This is a genomic window from Haloarcula sp. MBLA0163, from assembly GCF_055632435.1.
Genome location: NZ_CM145745.1, coordinates 1,019,848 through 1,042,576, shown reverse-complemented (window position 1 = coordinate 1,042,576; position 22,729 = coordinate 1,019,848). Strand labels below are relative to the sequence as shown.

Here is a 22,729-nt window from a genome sequence, read left to right as displayed (position 1 = left end):
GAGCCATGATAAACGACTAAATCCGGGCCGTCCGTCGGCCCGCCTATGCGACTGGAGGAGTACTGGGGTATCGGTCCGAAGACGTCCGACCTACTGAGCGAGGAGCTGGGCGTCGAACGGGCCGTCGAGGCCATCGAGTCGGCGGACACGCGTGCGCTCACGGCGGCCGGCCTCTCCAGGGGGCGGGCGACGCGCATCCTCCGGCGGGCCACGGGCGCCGAGTCGATGGACCTGCTTGCCACCCGGGACACCCGCGACGTGTACAAGGAGCTGCTGGACCTCGCCGAAGAGTACGCCGTCACCCCCGACGCGGCCGACAGAATCCGCGTCCTGACGCCGCTCCCGACCCGCGAGGCGATGACGGACCGACTCGACGACGTACTGGCGGCCCGCGACACGTGGGCCGCCCTCTCGGAGGCCGACCAGCGGGCCGTCCTCAACGCGTTCGAGCGCTACGAGACCGGCGGCGAGCGTGCGGCCGTCGAGACGGCGCTCGCGCTACGGGAGACCGGCGTCTCCGAGGGCGTGTTCGAGGCCGTCGCTGCCCTCGACGGGGACGCGCTCGCCGACGCCCGGGCGGCACTCGCCGGCCTCGCGGGCGAGGGCGACCGCGTGGGCGACGGCGCGGACGAGCAACTCGACCGCCTGCGGACCCAGCTCGGTCAGATTGAGGACCTCGCCGCTGCGACGCCGGAGGTGGTCGAGGCGGTGCAGGAAGGGGCCCGTCGCCCGGACGAGTTCCAGGACGCGCTGGTCCGCCACGTCACCGCCGAGACGGGCGTCGACGGCACGCGAGTCCGGGACGCGATGCCCGGCGGAGCGACCGACGCGCGTGACTTCGTGGACGCCGCCCTCCGGGAACTGCGCTCGTCGCTCCGGACCGCCGTCGAGGAGCGGGAGCGGGCCGTCGCCGACAGCCTGGAGGACGACCTTGAAGCGGCGCGGGCCGACGTCGACGCCGCGGTCACCGCCGTCGGCGACATCGCGCTGTCGGTGTCGCTGGCCCGGTTCGCCATCGCCTACGACCTCACCCGGCCGACCTTCGTCGACCGCGAGACCATCGCCGTCCGCAACGCCCGGAACCTCGCGCTCGCGGACACGGCAGAGGTCCAACCGGTCACCTACGCGGTCGGCGACCACACGCTGGAGGTCCACTCCGCGAACGGCCCACCGAGCGGCGACCGAGTGGCCGTCCTCACGGGGGCCAACTCCGGCGGGAAGACGACCCTGCTCGAGACGCTGTGTCAGGTCCAGTTGCTCGCGCAGATGGGGCTGCCCGTCCCGGCCGAAGCCGCCGAGGTCGGACTGGTCGACACCGTCGTCTTCCACCGCCGGCACGCCTCGTTCAACGCCGGCGTCCTCGAGTCGACGCTCCGCTCGGTCGTCCCGCCGCTGACCGGCGGCGACCGGGCGCTGATGCTCGTCGACGAGTTCGAGGCCATCACGGAACCGGGGTCGGCGGCGGACCTGCTGCACGGCCTCGTCACGCTGACCGTCGACCGGGACGCGCTCGGCGTGTTCGTCACCCACCTCGCGGCGGACCTCGAACCGCTGCCCGAGGAGGCCCGCACCGACGGCATCTTCGCCGAGGGGCTGAATCAGGACCTCGACCTGCTGGTGGACTACCAGCCGCGCTTCGGCACCGTCGGGAAGTCCACGCCGGAGTTCATCGTCTCCAGACTCGTCGCCAACGCGAACGACCCGGTCGAACGCGGCGGGTTCGAGACGCTCGCCCGCGCCGTCGGCGAGGAGGCCGTCCAGCGGACCCTCTCGGACGCGCTCTGGACCGAGGGCGAGTAGTCAGGGCGAGGCCCGCTCGGCCCGCCGGTCGCCGCTCCCGTTCCCCTCCAGTCGACGCCGCGCCTCGGCCAGCAGTCGTGCGACCTCTCGCCGGTTGTACCACCTGACCAGGGGCGCGAGGAGGAACCCGGGTAGCGGCCCCGGCACGTCGTACTCGGCGGCGTAGGTCAGTCTGGTGCCGTCGTCCTCGGGCACGAAGGTCAACGTTATCGTCCCCGTCAGGTCGCCGCGCATCTCGTATACGATGCACTCGTCCGGGTCGTACGTGGTCGCCACCACCTCGCCCTCGAACGAGCGCCCGAGCAACCGGTAGACGTAGCGGGCGCGGTTGCCGCCGTTGGGCCGGCGTTCGATACGGTCGGCCGTCCGGAGGCTCGGCGTCACGGCGGCCTGGTTGGCCGGTTCGTCCATGAACGCGAACACCTCCGCGACGGGTGCGGCTATCCAGACGTCGTCGACGGTGCTGACGGCCATGGTCGGTGTACGGTGCCGACGGACAAAACGGCCCCTCCTCGTGGGGGCGAGGCTTGACGTGGGTGTGGGTCCTACGTCGAACCGATGATACGACGACTCCTCCCACTCAGTTACGCGTGGATGGTCGGCCAGGGACTGCTCGCGGTGTTCCTCCCCCGGCAGGCCATCAGACTGAACGCGAAGTTCCTCCTCGCCGGCTACGAGAACCCCGGCGACCTCCAGCCGAAGGACTGGTACGTCCGGGCGACGCGTATCGCCGGCGTCGGGATGCTCGTCACCGGCCTCACGGGACTGCTCGCGGGCGAACTCGACACCGAGGAGGACGTCGAGACGGTCGACGTCGAGAGCGACGCGGCGAGCGGCGACGGTCACCAGGTCGGCGAGTCCGACGAGTCGGTCTGATAGCGGTCCTCGTCCAGCAGCGTCCCGCCGTAGGGTCTGAACTCGAAGCCGTGCTTCTCGGCGACCAGTTCCAGTTTCTCCTCCCGTTCGGCTATCGTGTCCGTCTCGAACCCCGCGTCCTCGACGGCACCGACCAGCGCGTCGTCGTCGACGTGGCCCGACGCGTAGGCGTCGGCGACGGCGTTCCGGAACCCGTCGGCGTTGCGCCGGCGCCGGAGCGCCTCGTCGAAGCGCGACTCGGCCAGCGAGCGGTCGGCGTCGGACGGGATGGACTCAAGCACCTCGACCGTCTCCGCGTCGTAGGCGGCCGCGCGGTTCAGAATCTGCGTCACCTGTTCTCTGGCGGTGAGTGCGTCCCACGCGTCGCGGTGGCTCGAGGGCACGTACGCGTCGACGACGGTCGGCCAGTCGGTCGACCGCTCGGCGTCCTCGAACACCTCGGCGACGAACTCGGCCGCGTACTCCGGGGGGACCGACAGCGCCACCGACTGCTGTGGCTCTGCCTCGTCGGCCCCGCTCATCGCGGCCCACCTCCGTCGTGGCCGTACTCGCGACTCGGGGCCGGCCCGGGGCCGCTGGGCGGGTGCTGGTCCCGCCGACCCTGTCCGCCGTGGTCCGGGCCTGGCCGCGGGTCCGCCGGACTCGGCGCGTCGGACCCGCCGGGCGGCGAGGCCATCGGCGGCGCACCCTCGTCGCCGCCCGCTCCCGGAACCTCGATGTCGTCCGGGTCGGTGCCCCGGGCGTTCGCGAGCGCCACCTTCGCGGTCCGGCGCACGTCGTCGCTCCGGTCGGACAGCCCCTGCCGTTCCAGCGCGTCCTCGGCGCGGTCGGTCGCCAGTTCGCCGAGGCCGTCGGCGGCCTTCGCCCGGACGTAGGCGTTCGGGTCGCGGGCCAGCAACGCGGCGAGGATGCGGACCGCCTCGTCGGTGTCCGCGGCGACCTCCGGGAGGAACTGCGCGGCGTACTCCCGAGCGGCCGGGTGCGGGTCGGTCTTGATGCGGTCGACGAGCAGGTCGTGGTCGACGGCGCCGAGTTTCCCCAGCGCGATGGTCGCGTTGCGCCGGACCCACCCGCTGTCGTCGTCCAGCGCCGCCCGGAGCGCGTCGGTCTCGTCGGGCGCGGCCCGAGAGAGCGCGACGACGGCCTCCGCGCGGACCCACTCGTGGTCGTCGGCCAGCGCCCGCCGGACCGCGTCGACGCCCGCGCCGGCCAGCCCGAGCGCCTCGACGGCGAACTGCCGGGTGTCGGGTCCGCCCGTCTCGGTGACGACGCGAGCCAGCGCGTCGACCGTCTCGTCCGCGAGGCCGTCCCGTTCGGCGACGTCGACCAGCGCGAGCGCGGCACTGCGCCGCTCGCTCGGGTCGCTCAGGCACTCGCGGAGGGCCTGTTCGTCCTCGGCCGGTGCGCCGTCGCGGGCGCTGTGGTAGTCGTCTAACGTCATCGTGCGAGCCTCCAGTAGGCGACGAGCCACGAGGCGACGATGGCGGAGACCGCGGTGCCGAGCATCCCGCCGAACTCGCCGAACCCGGAACCGTCCGCGCCGCCGGAACTGCCGGCGCTTCCGCCGCTTTCGCCGGCGCCGCCGCCGCTATCCCCGGACGCCCCGGAGCTCGACCCGCCGCTCTCGGGCGGTTTGAGCGTCCCGCTCTCGACGTTCAGGGTCGAGTACTGCAGCGTGATGGACTTCTTGCCGTTGACCTCGTCGGCGCTGCCGTTCCAGACGGCGAAGGCCAGATACACCGTCTCCGACCCGTCGAACGAGGCGTCGAACTGGCCCTCTGTCTGGCGTTTCCGGGTGAACGTCACCGCCCAGCCGTTCTCGGTGCGCGCACCGCGGGCCTGTACCGGCTGGGTGGGAGCGTGACTCAGCGAGCCGTACCCCTCGGCGTAGTAGTTCTGCGCGTAGTTCTCGTAGGCGGCCCGCGAGAGCGGGTTGTCTGCGGCCCGGCCGGGTTTCGTCTCGGCGTCCGGGTGGGGGTAGGCGTACATGTCGCCGGACCACTCCGAGCTCTTGTTCCCGAACTGCCAGCTGGACCGCCAGTACCAGATGTTGACCGGTTCGCCGGCGGCCCCCATCGTGATGGGCGGTTGCTCGCCGGCGCGGGCCATCACGGCGACGGCGTCGCTGTAGTTGCGCGGCGAGTCGATGCCGTCGTCGCGAGTCGGGTCGGCCCACGAGAGGCGGAAGGCCACGTGGCTCTCGTTGGTCGCCACCTGCACGTCCAGCTCGTCCGTCGAGCCCCCGCCGTAGGGGACCGCCATCTGCTGTTTCTGGAGCGAGACGGTCCGGACGGGCGCGTCGTCCCACGTCGCCGCGGTCGGCGAGGTCGGTGCCGTCATGACCTGTGCGGTCGGTTGGGCACCGCTCGTGACCGCCGCGGCCACCGCGCCCTGTGCGAGGAGGACGCCGGCGGCCACGACGACGGCGACCAGCGTCGAGCGCACCGCGGCCTCGCCGTCGACGAGGCGCGACCGGCGGAGCCGCGAGAGGGGGTCGGCGACGCTCATCGCGCCGTCACCCCCGGCGGCGACAGTTCGTCGGGACTCGTCGGCGGGTCGGGGTGGACCGCGTCGTCCAGCTCGACGAGCGCCTCCGCGAGGTCGGCGGCGGCCAGATACACCTCGCAGTCGGTCGTCGCCCGCAGGTCGTGGGCCATCGCCGGGACGAACGGCGCGAGGTGGTTCGCCAGCGCCGCCGCCTCGACGCCGCGTATCTCCGTCGCCACCTCGTTCTCGCTCGGGTCGTCGGCCCGCTCAACGACGACGGCTCGCTGGCCGGCCGCGACCTGTAGCAGTTCCAGTTCGGTGGCGACGTGGTCCTGCCGCTCGCCGAACGACTCGCTCGGTTCCAGCCCGACAGTCTCGAGGAGGCCGACGACGGCCGCGATGCGCCGCTGTTGCTTGTCTATCTCCTCGCCGGCCGTGTAGTTGCCCTCGTAGGGAACGACCGGGTAGGTCCCCTCGTCCGTCGGCAGGCCGAACAGGTCGGTGTAGGTCGACTGGAGGTCGGACGGGTCGGCCTCGGCGATGGCGTCGGTGAACCGCATCGCCTCGTTCGCGAGGCCGAGTCGGTCGGCCGCGCGCTCGATGCCCTCGACGGCATCTTCGTCTCGGAGGTCCGCTATCGTCTCCTCGTCGGGGTAGACGAAGACACCTGCCGTCGCGGCGTACAGCGCCGCGCGGGAGCTGTGGAACGCGGGGTCGGTCGTGTCGATGTCCGTGTCGGTCATGCTGTCCCCCGTCATGGTTGGTTCGTCCACTGTTCGCCCTCGCGGACCTCGATGTCCTCGTAGATGGGCATGTCGACGACCTTCTCGCCGTTCTGGTCCCAGCCCTTCACGCGGTTCTCCTTCACGGTGTACGTCTCGATGAGACGGGTGGTCGCGCCGAACAACTGGAGGATGCCCAGCACGTGGTGACTGGGGTCCCGGACCCGCTCCTGGACGATGCGGATGGACTCCTCGTAGGTCGAGCCGGGCCAGTCGTTGCGCTTCTGCTCGGTGTTCGGCGTGAACATCTGCGTGAGGAACTCCGGCGGGACGTGGTACGGCGGCATGTAGAACACCTGCGGCTGGGTCCCGAACTGCGGGTACAGCGGCAGGGCCACCTTCTCGTCGGAGTGGACGAGGTAGTTGATTGGCGACCGGCCGCCGGGTGCGTCGCCTCCGGGTGAGTCGGCGTCGGGCCCGCGGTTGATGTTGCCGTGGAGCCGGGTCTTCCCGATACACGAGGAGACACACCGCGGGACGTTCCCCTCCTCGATGCGGGGGTAACACCCCACGGGCTTCTCCGTGATGCCCGTCTCGGGGTTGTACATCGGCTTGTGGTACGGGCAGGCCTTCACACAGCGGCGGTAGCCGCGACAGCGCTCCTGGTCCAGCAGGACGATGCCGTCCTCCTCGCGCTTGTAGATGGCCTGTCGCGGACACCCGGCGAGACAGGCCGGGTTCTTGCAGTGGTTGCAGAGCCGCGGGAGGTAGAACTGCCAGACGTCGTGGTACTCGTCGTTCTCGAGGTCGGACTCGACGACGTCGCCGCGGGGGTACTCGCCGTGGGCCTGGTCGTCGCCCAGCGCTGGGTACTCCCAAGCCTCCTTCTGGGCGATGTACCCCTTGACCTGCTCGTCGGCGTCGGCGGCCTCGAAGATGGTCTGGTCCTCGTCGAGTTCCGAGAGGAGCTTCATGTCCCACCCCATCGGGTAGCCGCCGTAGGGTTCGGTCTCGACGTTCATCCACCACATGTACTCCTCGCCCTCGCCGCTGGTCCACGTCGACTTGCAGGCAAAGGAGCAGGTGTTGCAGTTGATACACCGGTTCGTGTTGATGACCATCCCCCAGTGGTAGTCCCGCTCTTCCTCGCGGTGTTCGTAGGGGTAGGGCTGTTCGCGGCCGAGTTGTGGATTGTAGGTCTTCGCCATCAGTTGCCACCTCCCTGCAGACTGCCGCCGATGTAGTCCTGCATCAGGTCGTCCCGTCTGGCGTCGCCGGGCCACCAGTCGGCCTCCTCGTACTTCTCGACGGTGACGAGGTCGTCCCGGTTGACGCCGGTGGGCGCCCACACCGTCTCCTCGTAGCCGTGTTCGAGTTCCGCGCCGTGCCACGCGACGTCCTCGTCAACCACGTCGGAGACGTTCGGGTCGCCGAACACGCCCTTGTGGACGAGGTCGTCGGTCTCCTGGCCGGGGTCCAGCCAGATGTTCGTCGTCACGTTGAACCCCTTGATGCCGTCCTCCGAGGCCTCGTCGTCGGGGAAGTGCTGGGGCCACCAGCCGTGCCAGATGGTCAGTTGGCCCATGTCGCCGGCGTCGCCGGGTCGCTGGCGCTCGCTGACCATCACGCGCACGACGGTGTCGCCGCGGGTGCCGCTGATGCGGACGTAGTCGCCGTTCTCGACGCCGATGTCGGCGGCGTCGGAGGGGTGCATCTCGACGAAGGCCTCTCCCAGCGGCGGCGCGTCGCTTGTGTCGCCCTCCCCCTCCGGGAACGAGAAGTCGTCTATCAGCCGCTCTGTCCCCTCGGGGTCGGCGCTGACGCTCCCGAAGTCACGGGCCGACCAGATGAGGTTCCAGTCGGTCATCCCCCACGAGGAGTGGGTCCGGTACTTCGAGTGGGGGGTGTTGTAGTAGAACTGGTACCCCTCCTCGTAGAGGTCGTTGGACCCCTCGCCGGCCTCGGGCCACTTCGCGTTCGGTTCGTACGGCGTCCCCTCGACGCTCTCGATGTGGTCCAGGTCGTCCCGGTCGAGTTCGACGAACCGGTCCTCCTCCTTGTGGAACTCCATCCGACCGGTCTTTGTGTAGAACGGCCGGTCGTCGTGAATCTGGGAGTAGAAGGGGACCCGCGGATAGGTCTTGAGGTTCAGCCGCTCCGGGCCGTCCTCGAGGTCCTCGACGTCGATGTCCTGGGTCGTGATGCCGGCGTCGAACGCCTCCTGGATGTAGTTCGTCACGTCCCCGTCGTCGTCCAGGAACTCCGCGAAGTACTCTCGGTAGGAGTCGACGCGGCGCTCCTCGGGCGGGATCTTCTCGTCGAGTCGCTCGGCGACGAGCGCGATTATCTCGCCGTCCTGTTTGGTGTCGTACAGCGGGTCCATCACCCCGTGGTCCATCTGGACGAACGGGTTCTCCGGCCCGACGGTGATGTCCGGGTAGTCACACTCAAGCCACGATGGCACCGGGAGCACGATGTCGGCGTGCCGGGCGGAGTAGGTCATGTGCATGTCCGAGACGACGAACAGCTCGTTGTCCGTCTCGGGGTGTTTCACGAAGTTCTCGATGACGTGCTCCTGATGTTTCGTCTGGTTCAGGAGGTTGCAGTTCATCGTCCACAGGACCGAGGGCTTGGACATCGTGTAGGACTCGGCCCCTTTGGGCATCACCGGCTCCTCGGCGTCGCCCTGCGGGACGAGGTCCAGCTCCCGGTCGAAGTCCCCGCGGATTTCGTGGGGGTCCAGTCGCTCGCCGCCGAAGAACGCGAGGGCGTACCCGGGGTACATCCCGTGGGCCGAGTGCCCGTCGGGGTTGACGTACTGCGGGTAGCCGTCCAGCAGTTCTATCTTGTACTGGCCGGAGTAGTTGTAGTACCCACAGCCCGGTTTGCCGACGTTGCCCAGCATCGACTGGACGAAGAAGATAGAGCGCTGGAGCGCGCTGTTGCCGTGGAACCAGTGGTTGATACCTTCGCCCGTGAACCACTGGGCGTTCTCGGCGGCGGCGAACTCCCGGGCCGTCGTCGCCAGCGCGTCCGCCGGGACGGTCGTGATCTCCTCGACCTGTTCGGGCGAGTAGTTCTCCAGGACGTTCGTCTTCTGGCGAGTGAAGTCCGTGCGGACGCCCACCGTCGACCCGTCGGCCAGCGAGAGGTCGGTGTCGGCCTCCAGCGTCGGCGTGACCGGCATCTCCTCGCCGACCTCCTCGCGGGAGACGGCGACGGGGTTCCCGGACTGGTCCAGGACGACGAACTCGCCGTACTCCTCTTCGCCCTCGGGTTCGCTGTGGTCGGAGAACACCTCGTGGGCGCGGAGGTACTTGTCGTCGTCGTCGCGGACGAGCAACGGCAGACTCGTGAACTGCCGCATGAACTCTGCGTCGTACAGGTCCTCCGAGATGACGACGTAGGCGACGCCGAGCGGTATGGCCGGGTCGGACCCCGGCCGGATGGGGAGCCACCGGTCGCACTTCTGGACCGTCGGCGAGTAGTCGGGGTAGATGCCGACCATCTCCCCGCCGCGCTCGCGCATCTCCTGGAACCAGTGGTTGTCCGCGAGCTTGTTGTGGATGAGGTTCTTCCCCTGGATGATGGTGTAGTCGGACTTGCGCCAGTCGGCGGCGTCGGCGTCGCTGGTCTGGTAGCCGGTCGTGATGACGTGGCCCGGCGGCAGGTCGGCGTACCAGTCGTACTCCGTCCACTCACAGCCCCCGAAGACCGAGGCGAGGCGCCGGCCCGCGCCGTGGCGGGTGAACAGGCCGTCGGCCTTGATGGCGTTGAAGACGTGGAACCGCTTGTTGTCCTCCAGCGACGCCATCTTCTCGGCCAGCAGGTCGATGGCCTCGTCCCACGAGACGCGCTCGAACTCGTCCTCGCCGCGGCCCTCGGGGTTCGGCTCGTCCGGGCTCCACCCCTTGCGGACCATCGGGTACTTGATACGGGAGGGTTCGAACGTCCGTCGGTGGAGCGTCAGCCCCTTCATACAGCCGCGTGGGTTCCAGTTCTGGCTGACGCCGGCGTCCTCGTAGCCGGACGGTCCCACGGACGGCTCCTCGTTGTGGTACACCTGCTCGGCACGTATCGGCACGCCGTTCTTCATGTAGAAGTTCAGCGCACAGGACTGCGTGCAGTTGGGGTGACAGACCGTCCAGTCGACGGCGTCGTAGGCGTAGATGTCGTGGTACACCTGTTCCCAGTCGCGGTTCGGGTACGACGTGAGGGGGTTGTCGACGCTCGTCACCGGGTCGGTCGCCTGCGAGGCACCCCAGCCACTGCCGACGAGTGCGCCGATGGCACCGGCACCGGCCGCACTCAGGAAGTCACGGCGCGACAGTGTCATGGGGCACCACCCCAGTTCCGCTGTCGGTGGTGGCGTATGTGCATCACCAGTCGGTACGCACGTCGACGCCTTGTATCGGGAACCGTGTTCCAGTCCCCTCGGAACGGGTGCGAATACCTCCGGGACAAGCGTTTAGGAAGGGTAGAACGACAGTTCACACGGAGCCCCAATGTTGCGGTCGTTTTTCCCCGGGGTGCGACACGGCTCCGGCCGCGGGGAATCGAACGGCGACGCCTCTCGCGTATTCATCGTCGGACTGTGGATACGGCAGAAACCCGCGGGGTTACCGACGGCGGGTGCGTCGGCGTCTCTCGTCGCTGTCCGTCCGTTCTCGTCGCTGGTTAGCGATGGCGAGCAGGTACGTCGGTCGCATAGTGTCTCCGCCCCCGCCGGGGGTCGAACCCGGGCCCGGACAGTGCCGGTGTCCGCCAGTGGACGCGGGGGCACAGAGGGGTGGAGCGACGACTCAGACCGCCTCGGCGGTGAGCTCGCTCACCGACGTGATGCCGAACCCGTCGGCGAGTCGCTCGGCCACCGCCGTCTCGGGGTCGGCGTCCGCGGCGACGGCGATGGTGAGGGACACGTCCGCGTCCACACGGATGTCGGTGAACGTCGGTCGGACGCTGGTCACGCGGTCGACGGTGACGGCGGAGACGCCGTCGACGCCCTCGACCACGGCGGCGACACCGCTCTCTAGGTCTTCGGTCCCACCGCGGGGGACCCGGAGCGAGACGTCGGCCGATGCGTCGACGGGGACGGTCGCATGGAGCGACATACGCCGACGGCCGGAGTCGAACCGGCCCCGGGACGGGGGCTCGCCGATCGAGCACGTCGGGCGGAGCGACGGGCGCGCCGCTCCCTGGAGATGTGTCTGGTCTGTGGTGCGTCGCTCCCGACGACCGACGACGGCCGGGCGCCGATGCCAGTCAGGTACCCTCGTGGGCACTTCAGGGTCGGCGGCGTCGCCGATATCGGGGGTCGAAATCGAGGCCCCACCGCAGTGGGTGTCCGCGCGACCGGACGGCCGTCCCACGGTGGCGCTGTGCCCCTACGCTGCGGGGTGAATCGGACGGGCGCTCACCCGACCACACCGGCCCCCAGCAAGAGACACCGGATACGCGGCGGCGATGCCGCGTCCGGAGGCCCATCCGCCGGCGAATAGCCGGTGCGCGATGGACGATGACGTCGGGGCAGGAGTGGTACGGGTCATGTGAACACCTCGTCGGTCGGGGTCAGGTGTCTACACCATCGAGAGGTGACATATTAAGTCTATTTGACGGTCGTCACCGAATAGCACGGTTTCGTTCCCTCGACGGAACTGTGGGTTCGTCGTGGCGAGCGACCCCGTGAGGGGCGATGCGAGGTGTAGGACCGCCGTCTCGAACACCATCGCACCGGTTCCTACCGGCTGAGAACACCCCTCAGTTTTTACCCCCGTCTGGAACCCACTCACGGACAGGGACGAGCGGTCGCCGGCGGCCGGTGGCCGCGTCGTCCAGCATCACACCCATGACTGGCTCGATGACACGACGACAGTTCGCACAGGCGACCGCCGGTGCGGTCGCACTGGGCGCTACGACGGCGACGGTATCGGCACAGCAGGGACCCGACTACGGCGGGTGGTTCGACGGCGTCGGGAACTTCGACGGCACCGTCGACAAGACCGGACAGGACACCGTCGAGATAACCGTCGGTGCCGAGGGGAACGGCGGCGCCTTCGCCTTCGACCCGGCGGCGGTCCGCGTCTCGCCCGGTACCGAAGTCGTCTGGACCTGGACCGGCAACGGCGGCGGCCACAACGTCGTCTCTGACGGCGACGGCCCCCTCGACTCGGGTGGCCTGGTCTCCGAGCAGGGCACGACGTACTCGTACACGTTCGACAGCGAGGGAATCTACAAGTACGTCTGTGAGCCCCACAAGGGCCTCGGGATGAAGGGCGCCGTCGTCGTGGGGTCGGCCTCGGGCGGCGGTAGCGGTGGGGACACAGCGACGGCGACCGCGAGCGCCGAGAGCGGCGGCGGGAACACGACGAGCGGTGCCGGCGGTCGCACGGGGTCCGCCAGCGGTCCCGTCACCGCGCTCGCCGCCGTCATCGCGATGGCGTTCCTCTCGCCGCTGGCCTTCGCCGCCCTCATGCGGCGCAAGGCGAACCGGTCGGACCGACGCCCCTGACGGTCGGGCCGAACCCGTACCGCTTTCTCCCCGGCGGCCCGAGTGTCGGGTGATGCCGTTCGACCTCCGAGAGCACACGGCCGACGTCGCCGTCGAAGCCACCGGCGGGACGCTCGGCGCGACGTTCGCCGCCGTCGCAGACGGCCTCGCCGCCGCGATGTGCGACGCCGTCCCCGACGAGGGCGGCCGGTTCGACCTGACCGTCACCGCGGAGTCGCGCGAGGCACTGCTGTTCGACTACCTCGACCAGCTGATATACGAGCGCGACGTGCGGAGCGTCCTCCCGGTCGACAACGAGGCGACGGTCGACGGCAGCGGCGACGAGTGGCGCGTCGCGGCCAGCGCTCGGGGCGTCCCGCTGTCGGCGGTCACCGCCCGCGAGGTCAAGGCTGTCACGTACTCGGAGATGGCACTCGAACTGACCGACGGCGGGTGGCGGGCGTACGTCGTCTTCGACGTCTAGTCCAGCCGGTCGCCGCAGTTCGGGCAGAACGACACGTCGGCGTCCGCGGCCACCGTCTCGCCGCAGGCGTCACAGGCGTCCGGCGACGGGTTCCCCCGGTCGAACGAGAACACGGCCGTGTCGTCCTCCCAATCGTCGTCCGTCCCGTCGTCGTCCGCCGCCATCCCGTCGACGGCGGCCACTTCCGTCGGCGCGTCATCCGGTCCGGAGGTGGGGTCGTCCGGCGTGAATACCTGCGTCTGGGAGTGGTCGTCGACGGACTCCTCGGCCCCCGCTTCGGCGTCGGCCGCCGCCGATGCGTCATCGGCCGGAGCCGCGTCGCCTTCGGGTTTCCCATCGTCGTTCTCGCCGGGGTCACCGTGGCTCACCGGGGGCATTATCGGGAACCGCTGTCCCGGGCGTCGCGTCGGGTTCGCCAGCGGCGCCCGCGTCCGGACGACGGTTCCAGCGACGAACTGGACCGCGAGATAGGTCGTCGCGAGGAGCGCGGGCACCGTGACGAGGCCGGCCAGCGCGTCACCCGGAGCCACGCCGGCGAGTGCCAGCCCGGTCTCGACCACCGTCGGTATCCCCGCCCGCGCTATCGGCCCGCGCGCCGTCGCACTCAGGCCGGCGAGGAGGGTCCCTGCGACGAGGGCGCCACCGGTGAGCGCCGCGCTGCCGGCGCCCAGCAGTGCCGTGAACAGTCGCGGGACCGACAGCGTGTAGACGCGGTAGCCGTACGCGACGGTGCGGACGAGCAGGTGGACGCTCGCGACGAGGGCGATCGCCGTCAGCGCCGCCGACCGTCCGGTCGTGACCGTCGCCGCCAGACTCCCGACCAACACCAGTCCCGGCGGTGCGAGCAGGAGGCTCGGGTGGTCCAGTCGGTACCGGTTGTCGAGGTTCCCGTGTTCGTTGACGAACCGTCGGGCGACGAGGGCCGTCACGACGGCGGCGGGGAGGAGGACCCACAGCACCAGTGCGACCACCGACAGGCCGGTCACGGTGACGCCACCGACCGACGTCACGCCGCGGTTCGCGAGCCACGGTGCGGCGCTCCCGGCCGCGATTCCCGTCGCGAGGACCCAGAGGGCGTACCCGAGCGCGCCGACCAACCCTCCGGTGAGCACCCACGCCTCGCTCCGCATCAGCGAGAGCGACCGTCGAAACTCCGCGACTGGAAGGGTGTCGGCCATTACTGGGGTATCGCCGAGGGGCGGTTTAGTTCGTGTGGTCGGGTCAGGGCGCGCGAATCGTGACGGTGGCGACGCCGGACAGTTCGAGTTCGTCGCCGGGCGCGACCGGTTCGCGGTCGCCCTTCTGGAGGGAGCGACCGTTCAGGCTGGTCGGGTTGTCGCCGAGGTCGACGAGGTAGAAGGCGTCTGACTCGCGGACGAACCGGACGTGTTCGCGGTGGACGCGGACCGCCTCGTCCTCCGGTCGGCCGGCGTCGGTCAGTGCCGCACGGACCTCGCGGCCGACCGTGTCGCCGTCCTCGACGGGTATCTCCCGACCCCGAACCTCGAGGACGAGCGAGTCGGGCACCGGCTCCGACCCCCTCTCGTCGTCGGACTGCGCCTCGAGCGCCTCCACGGCGTCCTCGGCCGCCGGCTCGGTCTCGGCCGGGTCGGCAGTCGCCGCGTCGTCGTCGGAGTCGGGCGCCGTCTCGTCGCTCTCGCCCGCACTGCCCCCGTCGGCGTCGCCACGGTGGGCGTCGAGGTTCTCACCGCACTCGACACAGAAGCTGTCGGTCTCGCCGACGTCGGTGCCGCAACTTGGACACTCGGTGAGCGGGGCGGCCGGGTCGACGTCCCGAACGTCGGCCCCACACTCCACGCAGAAGTTCGCCTCGGCGTCCAGTTCGGTCCCGCAGTCCGGACAGTCGATGGTCGAGGGGGCGTGGTCGGCGGCGGTCGTCTCGTCCGCCTGCTCGGTCTCGTCCGCGTCCGTCTCGCTCGCATCCTCAGCCGCGGCCGCGTCGCTCTCTCCGGTCGCGGGTTCGGCCTCCGTCGCCGCCCCGGTCTCGGCATCGTCCGTCGGCGTCTCGTCGGCCGTTCGTGCTTCGGGTTCGTCGTCGGTCGTGGCCGGCCCGTCGGTCGCCTCGTCGTCCGAGGCCGCGTCGGCGGCCGCCGAGAGCAGGTCGCCGTCGCCGTCGTCGACCTCGCTCTCGTCGCCGCCCTCGCCCCCGTCGTCCGTGTACTGCCACTCACCACACTCGGTGTTCGTACACCACCCGCCCGCTACCGTCGGGTCGAACGACTCCCCACAGATCGGGCACTCCACGGTCTGTCCGGTGCTCGCGTCTGACATACTCGTTCGTGAGCGGCTTTCACGTCGAGACGCAAAACAGTTCCCCTCACTCGTCGGACATGATTACCGTCTCGCGGTCCGCGACGTCCACGTCGGGGTCGACCGCCCGTATCGGTAGGCCGCCATTACTGGGCGTCTCGGGGAGCGCGTCGTCCTCGAACAGCAGCACCGAGACGTTGTCCTTCCCGCCGCGGTCGTTGGCCAGCGAGACGTACTCGGCGGCGGCGGTCTCGAGCGACTCGGCGCCGAGCAACACGTCCCGAATCTCGTCGTCGGTGACGACGGCCTCGCGGACCGCCTCGGCCGCGTCCTCGGACCTGTCCGAGTCGACGTACTGCTCGTAGAGGTCCGGGGCGTCGGTCTGGGCGTCGACGAGGCCGTCGCTGGTCGCCAGCACCGTGTCCTCGGCGAACAGGCGGACGGTCCGGGTGTCCACGTCGACCGTCGCTCGGTCGGGGTCCTCGTGGCCGGACCCGCCCAGTGCCCGGGTTATCTCGTTGCCGTTCGGGTGGACGTGGGCCTCGACGGGATCTATCTCGCCGGCGTCCTCCCACTCCTGCACCACGGCGTGGTCCTTCGTCAGGCGGACGAGTTCCTCGCGGGCGCGGTTGACGAGGTACGCGCGGCTGTCGCCGACCCACCCGAGGTGGAGTTTCCCATCGGCGTAGACGCCGGCGACGACGGTGGTGTACGACTGGGTGCCGGACTCGCCGGCGTACCTGAGTATCTCCCGGTGGGCCTCCACGACGGCGCTCTCGATGGCGTCCTGCACGTCCTCGGGGCCGAGCGCGTCAGGCAACGCCTCGGGACCGATGTCCACGTCGAAGCCGTCGGGATGACTCCTGACCGCCCGGACGGCGACGGGCGCGAGGCGTTCCGCGACGACCGTCGTGGCGATGTAGGAGGCCGCGTCGCCCGCGTCGTGGCCGCCGGCGCCGTCCGCGAGGACGAACACGCCGGCCGACCGGTTGACCGGCCGTTCGTGCTCGTCCCCGTCGGCGTCGTCTACGGGGCGGGTCTGCCCCCGGTAGCCGTCCCGGTGCCCCTCCTCGAAGACGGTCATCGAGATGCTGTCCTCGTTGATTCCCTGTCCGCGCTTCCGGTCGCCGATGTCGTAGGTGGTTGCGTATCGCATGGTTACTCCGTGGTGAACTCGAACGTGACGCCGTAGGTCGGGTGGACGAGCGAGACGAGGTCGCCGTCGCGCAGGCGGACCGACTCCGGCGGCACGTCGCCGTGGCGGTCGGTCGGGTCCTCCCCCTCGCTCCGGAGGCGCTCGCGCCCCGCCTCGCACAGCACCCGCTGCCACCCCGACCCCTTCTGGACGAACGTCCCGTTGAGGCTCCGGTCGACGAGATACCAGTCGTCGCCCTCCGTGTCGAACTGGACCTGCACCGAAGAGATGTACTCGCCCTGCGGGTCGTCGATAGTGATGGACGCCGGCGGGCCGTTCGCACCCGCGCGACCGATGGTGTCGCCGGGCTCGACGGTGAACCGCTGGTCGGCCTGGATGTACCGGACCGAGGCCGTCGCCGGCGGCGTCGGGTCCCTCGCCGCCAGCACGTCCCGCAGGACTGTCGCGTTCCGGTAGCGCTGGCGGTAGTCCGACTGGGTCGCTCGCTCGACGATCTCCGCGAGGTCGTCCGGGCAGTCCGCCCCGAAGTCCTGCGGGTTGACGCCGTCCTTCTTCGGCACGCTGCCCTTCAGCAGGAAGAGCAGTATCTTCCCGATGGAGTAGACGTCGGACCACGGCCCCTGTCGGACGTCGGTCCGGCTCGCCTCCGCGACCTCTCGGGGCTTGAACGGGCCGAGAATCGTCGTTCCGGAGTTCCCCGTCGACGGGTCGCCCGTCGCGTCGAACCCCGTCGCCGTGTTGAAGTCGATGAGCGTCGGCGTGATGTCGGGCGTGAGCATCACGTTCTCCGGTTTCAGGTCCCGGTAGACGATCTCGTTCTCGTGGATGAACCCCATCGCGTCCGCGAGGTCGACGCCGATCTGGCGCACCTGTTCGGCGTCGACGGGGCCGTGTTGGTCGATGACCTCGTCGAGTTCGATACCGCCCGCGACGAGTTCGACGACGAGGAACGGCGTCCCGCGGTCCTCGACGGTCTCGTACAGCGCCATCACGTTCTCGTGACCGCCGGCGGCGGCGATGCGTTCGAGCGTCTCGGCCTCCTTCTCGAAGTACTCCTCGATGACGCCGCGGTCGTTCTGTGACTCGCTGTAGTTGGGGTGTTTCAGGACGACGTCGTCGCCGGTCTGGGTGTCGAGTGCGCGGTAGGCCTTCGCGAACCCGCCCTTGCCGAGGAACTCCGCGAGCTCGTACCGCCCGGCGACGACGTCGCCGGGGTCGGGTTCCCAGGCCATGGTCAGGCCCCGTCGGTCCGTCGCCGGTCTTCGCTCGGTGTCGCGGCCGTCACTTCTGGAGGCCCTCGTCGGTGACTATCTTCGTCGCCTTGCTCTGCTCCTCTCGCCCCCCTTCCATCACGATCTCGGTCTGGCGTTCGGCCGCCTCGACGGCCTCCGTGTCCGCGCCGTGGACTTGCGTCATCCGCTCTATCTGTGTCTGGGCCTCGGCGACGTTGCCCTTGCCCAGTTCCGTCTTGATGACCGTCTGGCGGTGGTCGACGTCGACGCCCTCGTTGTGCTCGCCCAGTTTCTCGGCGTCGTCGGTGTACTCGACGGTTATCGCGCCGGTGGCCGTCTCGCCGTCTGCGGTCAGCGTCACGTCCGCGAGCGTGACCTCCTGTCCGATGTCGCGGGCGGGCGCGTGGACCTTGAGGACGACGCGCTGTGTCTCCCGGTCCAGCAGGTCCGGAAGCTTGACCACCGTCGTGTTGGCGTTCCACTCCGGCGTGACCTCCTGTGTCTGTGGCAGTGCGCGGTACACCTCGCTCACCTCGACGCCGTCGGCCACGTCCAGTTCTAGCTGTGCGTCGGGGGCGACGACGGTGCCGGCCTCCTCGACGGCGTCGCCGAAGAAGTCCTCGATGTCGCCGGCCGCTTCGAGGTGGGTCCACTCCCCGCGGGCGACGCTCCCGAGCGTCCGGATGGTCTCCTCGCGGTAGTCGCTCCCGATGCCGGCGGACTTGATGCGGATGCCCTCGCCGTCTATCTCGCGGGCCAGGGTCTCGAACTCCGGCGTGTCGTGGGTGTTGTCCTTCCCGTCCGAGAGCAGGAGGACGCGGCGGGCGGTGTTGCCGTCGTCCGGGAGCTGCCGGAGCGACTCCGCCGCGGCCGCGAGGCCCCGGTACATGTCCGTCCCGCCGCCGGCCGCGATGTCGGCGACCCGCTCCATCGCCGCCTCGCGTGTGATGTCGCCCCACCGCGTCGCCGCCAGCACCTCGTGGACGTCGCTGTCGAACGCGACGATGGAGACGTAGTCGTCGTCCTCGAGCAGCCCGAACACCCACTCGGCGCCGGACCGGGCCCGCGCTATCTCGTCGCCGGCCATCGACCCGCTGGCGTCGATACACAGCGCTATCTGCCGCGTGGGCCGCTCGTCCTGCTGTCCCGGCTCGACCTCGATCTCGGCGGTGAGTTTCGCCCCCGTCCCCGGGACGTACGGCCGGTTAACGTCGGTCACGACGTTGGCAGTCATACTGTTAGGACCGTCTTACGACCTAATTATAAGTTTTCCCCACGGAGAGACCGGAGAGCGGGCCGTCGTCCGTCGGTCCCGCGCCGTTCGATAATCCTTAATAGGAAACGGGTGCTGGGTTAATACATGACCGTCGTCAGTGTCTCCATGCCGGAGTCGCTGCTGGAGCGCATCGACCAGTTCGCCGAGGAGCACGGCTACACGGGCCGCAGCGAAATCATCCGCGAGGCCAGTCGGAACCTGCTGGGCGAGTTCGAGGACAAGCGACTGGAGGGCCGGGAACTGATGGGCATCGTCACCGTCCTCTTCGACTACGACACCACGACCGTCGAGGAGAAGATGATGCGCCTGCGCCACGAACACGAGGGGCTGGTCGCCTCGAACTTCCACAGCCACGTCGGCGAACACCGCTGTATGGAGCTGTTCGTCTTAGAGGGGGACCTCGAGGAGATATCGACGTTCGTCGGGAAGATCCGCGCGACGAAGGACACACTGAACATCGACTACTCCGTGGTCCCCGTCGACGAGTTCGGGACGCTGGCCGACGTCGAGTAGTCAGCCGTCGGGGTCCACCTTCGTCCCGACCCACAGCAGCGTCCCGACCAGCGCGAGGCCCGCGACCGGCACGAGCCACCGGAACACCGTGAGGACGGTGGCGCTGGCCTGCAGTCCCACCACCAGCAGTACCGTCGGTCCGCAACAGGCGAACCCGGAGAGCAGTCCGGGGAGCCCCGCCGCCGCCCCCGCACCCGGCCCGATTCTGCACGCCTGCGGACCACGGTAGGCGACCACGGAGACGGCGAGGTTCACGCCGACGAGCGTCGCCAGCGCCGCCCCGAGTGCGACGTTCAGCGGTGACACGAGGAGTTCGACCGGGCCCGCGACGACCAGCGCCACCGGTTCCCACTGGAACGGGCTGACCAGCCGGGTCGCCCGGGTCAGCGGGTCGGCGACGACGGACACCTCGAACCCCCACGGCCCGAGGCCGAGGTGGCCCAGTCCGACGAGATACACCACGAGATACAGGAGACTCGTCGCGGCGAACGTCCCGCGTCCGTCGCGCCGGGAGAGCGCCCCCCGAACCGCGACCCCCGTCTGTCGCACCAGCCGTTCCAGGCGGGTCGTCGCCGACTCCGACCCGGTGGCGACGTCAGCGGACATAGCCGACCCCGGGGTAGAACCCCGCCCACGCGAACCACATGCCGTCGAAGGCGAGGGTCCTGTCGAGCGGCAGCGCGCCGGGTGCGTGCGTCTCGCCGTCGACCCGATAGCCGTCGTCGGCGGCCTCCACCGCCACCTCGTCTGGGTTCGCGTAGACGTATCCCGTCGCGAGCGCGTCGTCGGCGACGGCGACGTACCGGGTGCCGTCGACGTCGCCCGTCAGGACGCGCTCTTCGAGTAACGTCGCCTTGTCGAACGTGAGTGCGCCCGCCGCGGTCCGGGTCCCGATGACCACTCGTTTGGGGTCGGCCCGTCCGTCCGACTCCAGCGGCGAGAACAGCGTCCGCTCGCTCGCGTAGTACCCCCGCCTCGGGTTGTAGCTGCCGTACGGGTCGGTTCCGTACCGTCGCTGGAAGCCGGTGTCCTCGGTGAGGACGACGGTCTCGGGGTGTTCGGTCCGCCACGCCTCCCACGTGGTCCAGACGACCCGGAACTCCCGCAGCGTCGCGCCCCGCATCTCGCCGCGGACGGCCGTCGCGAGCATCTGGGGCCACCAGCTATCGGTCCCCCGGTCGTACATCGTGAGGTTCGAGTTGACGAGGCGCCCCGAGACGCCGAACTCCACGGGGCCGCGCTCGAACCCCTGTGCGGTGCCGGTCAGTGGGCAGTACGTCACCGCCACCGGGTCCCCAGCGATGGTGTCGTTGACTATCTCGTGGAAGACGAGGATGCGCTGCGGGTACGCCTTCGCCTCGCCGTCACGGACGACGCCGAACACCGGGTCGCCGGGGTCCAGTGGGGCCTCGTCCGGCGGCCCGAACGTCGGGTCGTCGACGGCCGGGATGCCGTCCTTCGGAACGCCGCCGCTGACGATGCTGTCCGATATCGTCTCGACGTCGTGACCGAGGAACAGCGACTGGGCCGCCGTGGGTGGGCGCCCGGCCGACGACGTGGACTCGGCCGTCGCGCTGTCTGTTCGGTCGGTCTCCTCGCCCCCGTCGCCGGAGCCTCCGGTGGCGCTACATCCGGCGAGACCGACGACGCCGAGGCCACCGACCGCGCGGAGCCACTCGCGGCGTGTCGCGTCCATACCCGGTGTACGGACGCATCGGTCAAAGCCTCGCGGTGAGTCCGCAGTAACCGGGCCGCCGACGCCTCAGTCGAGGAGGTCCGCGACCAGGTCCGAGACGGCGTCGAGTTCGTCCTCGTTGACGCCGTGGCCCATCCCCTCGTAGATGCGCTCGTCGACGTCGCCGTTCAACCGCTCGAACGTCTCGGTCGTCTCGTGGACCCGTTCCAGCGGGATGTGCGGGTCGACGTCGCTACACCCGACGAACACCGGCGTCCGTTCGACGTCGCCCTCGTACTCCGTCGGGTCGACGGACTCGCCGATGAGACCGCCGCTCAGAGCCGCGAGGCCCCCGTAGCGGCGCGGGTTCCGGGCGACGAACTCGCTCGCGAGACAGGCCCCCTGCGAGAAGCCCAGGAGGACGACCCGTTCCCGGTCGATGCCGGCCTCGGTGGCCGTCTCGACGGCGTCGCCGACAGCCTGCAGGCCCGAGCTCCGCCCGGGTTCGTTGTCCTCGACGGGTGCGAGGAAGGAGTTCGGGTACCAGGTGTTGCCGGCGGCCTGCGGCGCCAGCAGTGCGAGGCCGTCCCGGTGGACCTCTCGCCCCATCTGGACGATGCTCCGGGCCGTCGCCCCGCGCCCGTGGACGAGCACCATCGCCGCGTCGGCCTCCTCTAACGGCGTGCCGGCGGTGACGAGCTGCTGGCCCTGGTGTGGCCCGCTCATCGCCGCCCCTCCGCGACGCCCGCGTCTGTCGTCTGCCACTCGGCCTCGTGTACAGCCCTCGTTGCCATACCCCTGTTACCGCGTCCGTCCTCTTGAGTAGCCGGTAACACTCACACAACCGGTTCAGGACCGGAGACGCAGCGTGATGCCGTCCTCGTCGGCCACCGTCGCTACCTCGCCCGCCGTCGCCACCTCGTACCCGGCCGCCGAGAGCCGGTCGGACGCCGCCTCGACGGCCGCTGCGTCCGGGAGGACCAGTTCGAACCACGCCAGTCCGCGGCCGCTCGCCGGGTCCGTCCGGCCGTTCCAGACGTTCGCACCGACGTGGTGGTGGTAGTCCCCCGCGGCGAGAAACAGCGCGCCGTCGTACGTCGTCCGGACGCTCATCCCCAGCGCGTCGACGTAGAAGGCCTGTGCCGCGTCCAGTGACGTGACCTCGAGGTGGACGTGCCCGACGTCGGTCCCCTCCGGGACCGTCTCCGCCCCCGTCGCGTCCGAGCGGACGCCCGCCGCGTCCAGCGGTTCCGTCGCCATCTCGACGCCGCCGTCGGGCGTCTCGTCCCACTCCGCTCTCGGTCGGTCGCGGTAGATCTCGACGCCGTTGCCCTCCGGGTCCCGGCAGTACAGCGCCTCGCTCACGAGGTGGTCGGACGCCCCGGAGAGCTGCCACTCGGCGTCGATGCGCTCCAGCGCGTCCCCCAGCGCGGCCCGGGACGGCACCCGGAACGCCGTGTGGAACAGGCCCGCCGACGTGCGGGACCGTTCGGGCGCTTCGGGGTCCTCGTGGAGCTCCAGCAGCGGCGTCTCGCCGGCACCGAGAACGACCCGGTCGTCTCGCCGCTCGTTGACCGTCAGTCCGACCACCGTCTCGTAGAACTCGGCGGTGTCGTCCGCGTCGCCGACGGTCAGCGCGACGCGCCCGATACCGGTCCCGGCCGGGAGTGCCCCAGTCTCGTCCGTCATACCGGCCCTTCGCCGGAGAGACTGATACCGGTTGTGCCGTCCCGCGGACGTGCCAACGGCT

22 protein-coding genes are annotated in these 22,729 nt (G+C 70.1%); 5 read left to right on the top strand and 17 right to left on the bottom strand.

Annotated elements, in window-relative coordinates:
- The first annotated feature begins 45 nt into the window (after positions 1-45).
- Entirely contained in the window at positions 46-1,800 is a 1,755-nt protein-coding gene (locus ACV7GQ_RS05515) for a MutS-related protein (RefSeq protein ID WP_470312537.1), read from the top strand.
- Here ACV7GQ_RS05515 and ACV7GQ_RS05510 read toward each other — a convergent pair whose 3' ends face one another.
- Positions 1,801-2,274, bottom strand: a complete 474-nt coding sequence (locus ACV7GQ_RS05510) for an SRPBCC family protein (protein WP_470312536.1) — start codon at positions 2,272-2,274, stop codon at positions 1,801-1,803. It abuts the gene before it with no gap.
- Positions 2,275-2,358: 84 nt separating this feature from the next.
- Here ACV7GQ_RS05510 and ACV7GQ_RS05505 point away from each other — a divergent pair, with 84 nt between their 5' ends.
- Entirely contained in the window at positions 2,359-2,676 is a 318-nt protein-coding gene (locus ACV7GQ_RS05505) for a DUF6199 family natural product biosynthesis protein (RefSeq protein WP_470312535.1), read from the top strand.
- On the opposite strand, the gene ACV7GQ_RS05500 is transcribed toward ACV7GQ_RS05505, so the two are convergent.
- The 7 genes from ACV7GQ_RS05500 to ACV7GQ_RS05470 form a co-directional block, all read right to left on the bottom strand.
- A complete protein-coding gene (locus ACV7GQ_RS05500) occupies positions 2,643-3,197 on the bottom strand; it encodes a hypothetical protein (protein WP_470312534.1) in 555 nt (184 codons plus the stop codon). The two genes, ACV7GQ_RS05505 and ACV7GQ_RS05500, sit on opposite strands and share 34 nt — an antisense overlap.
- On the bottom strand, positions 3,194-4,117 hold the full coding sequence (locus ACV7GQ_RS05495) for a HEAT repeat domain-containing protein (RefSeq protein WP_470312533.1): 924 nt from the start codon (positions 4,115-4,117) through the stop codon (positions 3,194-3,196). The genes ACV7GQ_RS05500 and ACV7GQ_RS05495 overlap by 4 nt, the downstream gene beginning before the upstream one ends.
- Positions 4,114-5,184 carry an ethylbenzene dehydrogenase-related protein gene (locus tag ACV7GQ_RS05490; protein WP_470312532.1) on the bottom strand — a complete coding sequence of 357 codons (1,071 nt, stop codon included), beginning with the start codon at positions 5,182-5,184 and terminating at the stop codon, positions 4,114-4,116. The genes ACV7GQ_RS05495 and ACV7GQ_RS05490 overlap by 4 nt, the downstream gene beginning before the upstream one ends.
- Entirely contained in the window at positions 5,181-5,921 is a 741-nt protein-coding gene (locus ACV7GQ_RS05485; RefSeq protein ID WP_470312531.1) for a TorD/DmsD family molecular chaperone, read from the bottom strand. Before ACV7GQ_RS05485 ends, ACV7GQ_RS05490 begins: the two co-directional genes overlap by 4 nt.
- Positions 5,918-7,093, bottom strand: a complete 1,176-nt coding sequence (locus ACV7GQ_RS05480; protein ID WP_470312530.1) for a 4Fe-4S dicluster domain-containing protein — start codon at positions 7,091-7,093, stop codon at positions 5,918-5,920. The genes ACV7GQ_RS05485 and ACV7GQ_RS05480 overlap by 4 nt, the downstream gene beginning before the upstream one ends.
- Positions 7,093-10,221, bottom strand: coding sequence for a molybdopterin-containing oxidoreductase family protein (locus tag ACV7GQ_RS05475; protein WP_470312529.1), 3,129 nt, complete (start codon positions 10,219-10,221; stop codon positions 7,093-7,095). Before ACV7GQ_RS05475 ends, ACV7GQ_RS05480 begins: the two co-directional genes overlap by 1 nt.
- A gap of 466 nt (positions 10,222-10,687) precedes the next feature.
- The gene (locus ACV7GQ_RS05470; protein WP_470312528.1) at positions 10,688-10,996 is read right to left on the bottom strand and encodes a hypothetical protein; all 309 of its coding nucleotides are present in this window, start codon (positions 10,994-10,996) and stop codon (positions 10,688-10,690) included.
- Between the two features lie 746 nt (positions 10,997-11,742).
- Between ACV7GQ_RS05470 and ACV7GQ_RS05465 the strand changes: the two genes are divergently transcribed.
- The gene (locus ACV7GQ_RS05465; RefSeq protein ID WP_470312527.1) at positions 11,743-12,393 is read left to right on the top strand and encodes a halocyanin domain-containing protein; all 651 of its coding nucleotides are present in this window, start codon (positions 11,743-11,745) and stop codon (positions 12,391-12,393) included.
- A gap of 52 nt (positions 12,394-12,445) precedes the next feature.
- Positions 12,446-12,856, top strand: a complete 411-nt coding sequence (locus tag ACV7GQ_RS05460; RefSeq protein ID WP_470312526.1) for an archease — start codon at positions 12,446-12,448, stop codon at positions 12,854-12,856.
- Here the strand turns inward: ACV7GQ_RS05460 and ACV7GQ_RS05455 are convergent.
- From ACV7GQ_RS05455 to ACV7GQ_RS05435, 5 genes are read right to left on the bottom strand one after another with little or no spacing between them, the layout of a single operon-like run.
- Positions 12,853-14,034 (bottom strand): zinc ribbon domain-containing protein, encoded by a 1,182-nt coding sequence (locus ACV7GQ_RS05455; RefSeq protein WP_470312525.1) that lies wholly within the window; start codon positions 14,032-14,034, stop codon positions 12,853-12,855. The genes ACV7GQ_RS05460 and ACV7GQ_RS05455 overlap by 4 nt on opposite strands.
- Before the next feature lie 43 nt (positions 14,035-14,077).
- Positions 14,078-15,148, bottom strand: a complete 1,071-nt coding sequence (locus ACV7GQ_RS05450) for a double zinc ribbon domain-containing protein (protein WP_470312524.1) — start codon at positions 15,146-15,148, stop codon at positions 14,078-14,080.
- A gap of 46 nt (positions 15,149-15,194) precedes the next feature.
- The gene (locus ACV7GQ_RS05445) at positions 15,195-16,283 is read right to left on the bottom strand and encodes a PP2C family protein-serine/threonine phosphatase (RefSeq protein WP_470312523.1); all 1,089 of its coding nucleotides are present in this window, start codon (positions 16,281-16,283) and stop codon (positions 15,195-15,197) included.
- Between the two features lie 2 nt (positions 16,284-16,285).
- A complete protein-coding gene (locus tag ACV7GQ_RS05440) occupies positions 16,286-17,515 on the bottom strand; it encodes a protein kinase domain-containing protein (protein ID WP_470312522.1) in 1,230 nt (409 codons plus the stop codon).
- Between the two features lie 49 nt (positions 17,516-17,564).
- Positions 17,565-18,749 (bottom strand): vWA domain-containing protein, encoded by a 1,185-nt coding sequence (locus tag ACV7GQ_RS05435; protein ID WP_470312521.1) that lies wholly within the window; start codon positions 18,747-18,749, stop codon positions 17,565-17,567.
- A 126-nt stretch (positions 18,750-18,875) separates the two neighbouring features.
- On the opposite strand from ACV7GQ_RS05435, the gene ACV7GQ_RS05430 reads away from it, so the two are divergent.
- Positions 18,876-19,304, top strand: coding sequence for a CopG family ribbon-helix-helix protein (locus tag ACV7GQ_RS05430; RefSeq protein WP_220618629.1), 429 nt, complete (start codon positions 18,876-18,878; stop codon positions 19,302-19,304).
- Here the strand turns inward: ACV7GQ_RS05430 and ACV7GQ_RS05425 are convergent, their stop codons facing one another.
- The 4 genes from ACV7GQ_RS05425 to ACV7GQ_RS05410 all read right to left on the bottom strand — a co-directional run bounded on the left by ACV7GQ_RS05425 (position 19,305) and on the right by ACV7GQ_RS05410 (position 22,668).
- Positions 19,305-19,910, bottom strand: coding sequence for a hypothetical protein (locus tag ACV7GQ_RS05425; RefSeq protein WP_470312520.1), 606 nt, complete (start codon positions 19,908-19,910; stop codon positions 19,305-19,307).
- Positions 19,900-21,000, bottom strand: coding sequence for a DUF3179 domain-containing protein (locus ACV7GQ_RS05420; protein ID WP_470312519.1), 1,101 nt, complete (start codon positions 20,998-21,000; stop codon positions 19,900-19,902). Before ACV7GQ_RS05420 ends, ACV7GQ_RS05425 begins: the two co-directional genes overlap by 11 nt.
- A 66-nt stretch (positions 21,001-21,066) precedes the next feature.
- Positions 21,067-21,705 (bottom strand): alpha/beta hydrolase, encoded by a 639-nt coding sequence (locus ACV7GQ_RS05415; RefSeq protein ID WP_470312518.1) that lies wholly within the window; start codon positions 21,703-21,705, stop codon positions 21,067-21,069.
- Between the two features lie 123 nt (positions 21,706-21,828).
- Positions 21,829-22,668, bottom strand: coding sequence for a VOC family protein (locus tag ACV7GQ_RS05410; protein ID WP_470312517.1), 840 nt, complete (start codon positions 22,666-22,668; stop codon positions 21,829-21,831).
- Between the last annotated feature and the right edge of the window lie 61 nt (positions 22,669-22,729).